2 protein-coding genes are annotated in these 4,470 nt (G+C 25.1%); both read right to left on the reverse strand.

Going from position 1 to position 4,470, the window contains the following annotated elements; genetic code table 11:
* Positions 1-26 precede the first annotated feature (26 nt).
* Positions 27-1,571: a type I restriction-modification system subunit M gene (locus tag Q4E08_RS10010; protein WP_303130668.1), complete on the reverse strand. Its 1,545-nt coding sequence runs from the start codon at positions 1,569-1,571 to the stop codon at positions 27-29.
* A gap of 69 nt (positions 1,572-1,640) precedes the next feature.
* Positions 1,641-4,397, reverse strand: a complete 2,757-nt coding sequence (locus tag Q4E08_RS10015; protein WP_303130650.1) for a type I restriction endonuclease subunit R — start codon at positions 4,395-4,397, stop codon at positions 1,641-1,643.
* Positions 4,398-4,470 lie beyond the last annotated feature (73 nt).

Raw genomic sequence — 4,470 nt, forward strand, 5'->3', positions numbered from 1 at the left:
ACATTTTTATTCATCTTCTGCACCTCCTATAATCCAAGTTCTTTTAATTGTTTATTTAACTCTTCATATAATTTATTAATCTTTTCTTCTCTCTCTTTAAGCCTTCCTTGAACTTCCTTTATATCAACTGGTTCTTCTTCTTCAAATGTATCTACATATCTTGGAATATTTAAGTTATAGTCATTTTCTTTTATTTCTTCTATATTTGCTACATATGAGTATTTATCAATAGTTTCTCTATTTTTATATGTTTCAACTATTTTATCTACATCACTATCTCTTAATACATTTTGATTTTTACCTTTTTCAAATTCATTTGAAGCATCTATAAATAATATATTTTCTTTATCTTTTCTATTCTTTTTAAACACTAATATTACTGTTGGTATTGATGTTCCAAAGAATATATTTGCAGGAAGACCTATAATTGCATCTAATAAATTTCTTTTTTCTATAAGATATTTTCTTATAACGCCTTCAGAAGCTCCTCTAAATAGTACTCCATGTGGTAATACAACTGCCATAGTTCCATTATCATCTAACTGATGTATCATATGTTGTATAAATGCAAAATCTGCTTTTGACTTAGGTGCTAGTTTTCCATAAGATGAAAATCTATCATCATCTAAGAATTTAGCATCTGCTGACCATTTTGCTGAATATGGTGGATTTGCAACTATTGCTTCAAATTTTAAATCTTTATGTTGTGGGTTTTCTAATGTATCATCATTTTTTATATCAAAATCTTTATATGAAATTCCATGAAGTATCATATTCATTCTCGCTAAATTATAAGTAGCAGAAACTTTTTCTTGTCCATAAAAATTTCTAACCTTTGCTTCTCTTGAAACTCTAAGAAGTAATGAACCTGAACCACATGTTGGATCATAAACATTTTTTAAGTCAGTTTTTCCCATTGTAACAATTTTAGCTAATATTTTTGATACTTGTTGTGGTGTATAGAATTCTCCAGCTTTTTTACCTGCATTTGCTGCAAATTGTCCTATAAGATATTCGTATGCATCTCCTAAAATATCAATTTCACTATCATTAAATTTAAATGGAATATTTGAAATATTCCCCATTACTTTTCCGATTATTTCACTTCTTGATTTTACATCTTTTCCAAGCTTAGTTGATTTTAAATCCATATCATCAAAAAGGTGGTCAAAGTCTTCTTCACTTTCATTACCAAGTGTAGATTCTGTAATATCATTTATAGCTTCTTCTAAAGTTTCTATATCAAAATCTCCAGTTTCTATTCCCTTTAAAAGAATTCTAAAAAGATATTTTGGTTCTATAAAGTATCCTATATCATTTACAAGTTCTTCTTGTAGTGCTTCTCTATATTCATCATCTTCCCATGCTTCTTCATAAGTCATATTATCTTCTTCTAAAAGTTTTAATGCTCTTTCTTCTACATTTTCTGAAAGGTATCTATAGAAAATAAGTCCTAGTATATAATTTTTAAATTCACTAGCTTCCATGCTTCCTCTTAATGTATTTGCTATATCCCAAAGTTTATTTTGTAAATTACTTTGTTGCTCTCTTTGCTTATCTTGTGTATTCATATCTTCCTCCAATTGTGAATTTACCATTATACTCTCTACTAAATTACCCATACCCTAAATGCCTCCTAATTAAAATGTGAATTTATTTACATGTTCTATAATAAAATCTTTTATTCTATTTGAAAGTTTTCTCTTTTTTAATAATCCGCCAGTTAAAGAATCTTTAATTTTAGCACTGTCTACTTTTCCTGAATATTCATATTCACTTATAAATCCTTTAACTGTTTCTCCTTTGATTTCAACTTCATTTGAAAGATTTAAAATATCTTCAACTCTTTTTTCTTCAATGAAGTCATTAAACAATTCATCCATAGAATCATCTTTTGTAGCCTTTGGAACTACTTTTTCTAAAAACTCTCTAATAAGTTCAGATTTTAATCTTAAGTTTTCATTATCAGCTTTATCTAAAAGCCTTCTTATTTTTTCAACATCTTTTTTAACTTGTTCTTCTGTACTAAAATCAATATTTCTCAAAAGATTTAATATATATGAAACATTTATTTTATCTGTTTCCATAAGTTCTATTCCAAAATCTATGTCTGCTAATATTGATGTTTTTTCTTCTTTTTTAACAGAATCATAAATACCTAAATATTTACTTTTATAATCTTCATATTCTTGCTCTGATATTCCTAAAAGCTCTTTATTAAACTCAAAATCAGTAAATGTTTTTAACTTTGTAAGCTGTTTTGTAAGTTCTTTAAAAGATTCAACAAATGCTTTTTTATCATTTTCATCTTGCATCATATCAATAGTTTCAAGTGTTGGTGCTATATTATAAAGCGTTTCTAATCTTTTCTTAAAAAGTTCTAAATAATGCTCATAACTTTGCATTAAAACTATATCTGATGTTTCTGTTTTAGAAAATAAACAAATAGCTTCATCAGTTTCTTTTTTTAAATTTCTATAACATACTATATTACCATAAGGTTTTGTAGCATCTAATACTCTATTTGTTCTTGAAAAAGCTTGTATTAATCCATGATGTTTTAAATTTTTATCTACATAAAGTGTATTTAAAGGCTTACTATCAAATCCTGTTAAAAGCATATTTACAACTATAACAATATCTATTTCTGAATTTTTTATTTTATTTGAAATGTCTTTAAAATAAGCTTCAAAGGTATCTGTACTATATTTTTTTTCTTCCTCTTTATACATATAATTATAATCTTTTATAATTTTTTCTAAACTATCTCTTGAATGTTCTTTTTTATTACTTAAATCTTCATTATCTTGAAAGGTAAAAATTGCTCCAATTTTTAAATCATGCTTTAGTTCTTTAAATTTATCATAATACTTAATAAGCGCAGGGATACTTTGTACTGCTAATATAGAACAAAACTTTCTTCCATTAGTTTTTTTGTCATGATTTTTAATTATATGTTTTGCAATAAGTTCTATTCTTTCATCAGCCATAAATACTTCTTCTTTATCTATTGCTTTAACTTTCTCATCATCATATTCATTTATATCACCATCAAAAGTTTTTATATATTCAACTGAAAATCCTAAAACATTTCCATCATTAATTGCATCTTTTATAAGATAACTATGCAAACATTTATCAAAAATATCTGCCGTAGTTCTACCATCTTGACTTTTATTTTCTAAAAGCCTTGGTGTCCCTGTAAATCCAAAGTATTGTGCATTTTTAAAATGTTTATTTATAGCTGTATTCATATCTCCAAATTGACTTCTATGACATTCATCTATAATAAATACAACCTTTTCATCTTTATATTTTTCCATTCTATTTGAATATTTTTCAGACTTTAAAAGTCTTGCAAGCTTTTGAATAGTTGTTACTATAAGTCTTGTATTTATATTTTCTATTTGTTTTATCAAAATTCCTGTATTTGTAGTTGTATCTACACAATCTTTTTGGAATTTATTAAATTCTTTAACAGTTTGACTATCTAAGTCTTTTCTATCTATTAAAAAAAATACTTTTTTAATACTTTCTTCATCTGCTAAAAGCTGACTTGCCTTAAAAGATGTTAAGGTCTTTCCAGAACCTGTTGTATGCCATATATATCCGTTATTATTAGTTTCTCTAGCTCTTTTCATTAAAGCTTCAACTGCATATATTTGATAAGGCCTCATAACCATAAGATTTTTTTCTGAATCTTGAATTATCATATACTTTGCTATTAAGTTATTTAATCTATATTTATCTAAAAAACTTTCAGTAAACTCACTTAAATTAGTTATACGTTTATTTTTTTCATCACTCCAAAAGAAAGTAAAATCAAATTTAATATCTTTATCGCTATTTGCATAATACTTAGTATCAACACCATTTGAAATTACAAAGCATTGAATATATCTATAAAGCCCTTTAAAAGAATGCCTTCTATATCTCTCTATTTGATTAAAAGCTTCTTTAAAATCCTTACCTCTCCTTTTAAGTTCTATTTGAACCATAGGTAATCCATTAATTAAAATAGTTACATCATATCTATTTTTATATTTACTTTCCATAGTAACTTGATTAGTAACTTGAAAAATATTATTATGATGATCTTTTTTATCAAAAAATTCTATATAAATAAAAGTTCCATCTTCTCTTTCTAATACATATTTATCCCTAAAAAGTTTTGAACTTTTAAAAATACTCTTTCCTTTTAAATAAGTTAGTATTCTATTAAATTCCTTATCAGTTAACGGAACTCCATTTAACTTTTTCTCATTAAATTTTGATAGTATTTCTTTAAAATTTCTATTTAAATCCTCTTCATTATTTATTTTGACTTTTTCATAACCTTGTTTTGTTAATTGTAAAATTAATCGTTCTTCTAATTCACTTTCACTTTGATATGTCATATTTCCCCCTAAATATACTGTAAAATTATAGTATAATAATACTACACTTTTTTTAAAATATAAATTATTTAAA

It is taken from the genome of Clostridium sp. (assembly GCF_030532265.1).
In the GTDB taxonomy this organism is placed as follows: domain Bacteria; phylum Bacillota; class Clostridia; order Clostridiales; family Clostridiaceae; genus Clostridium.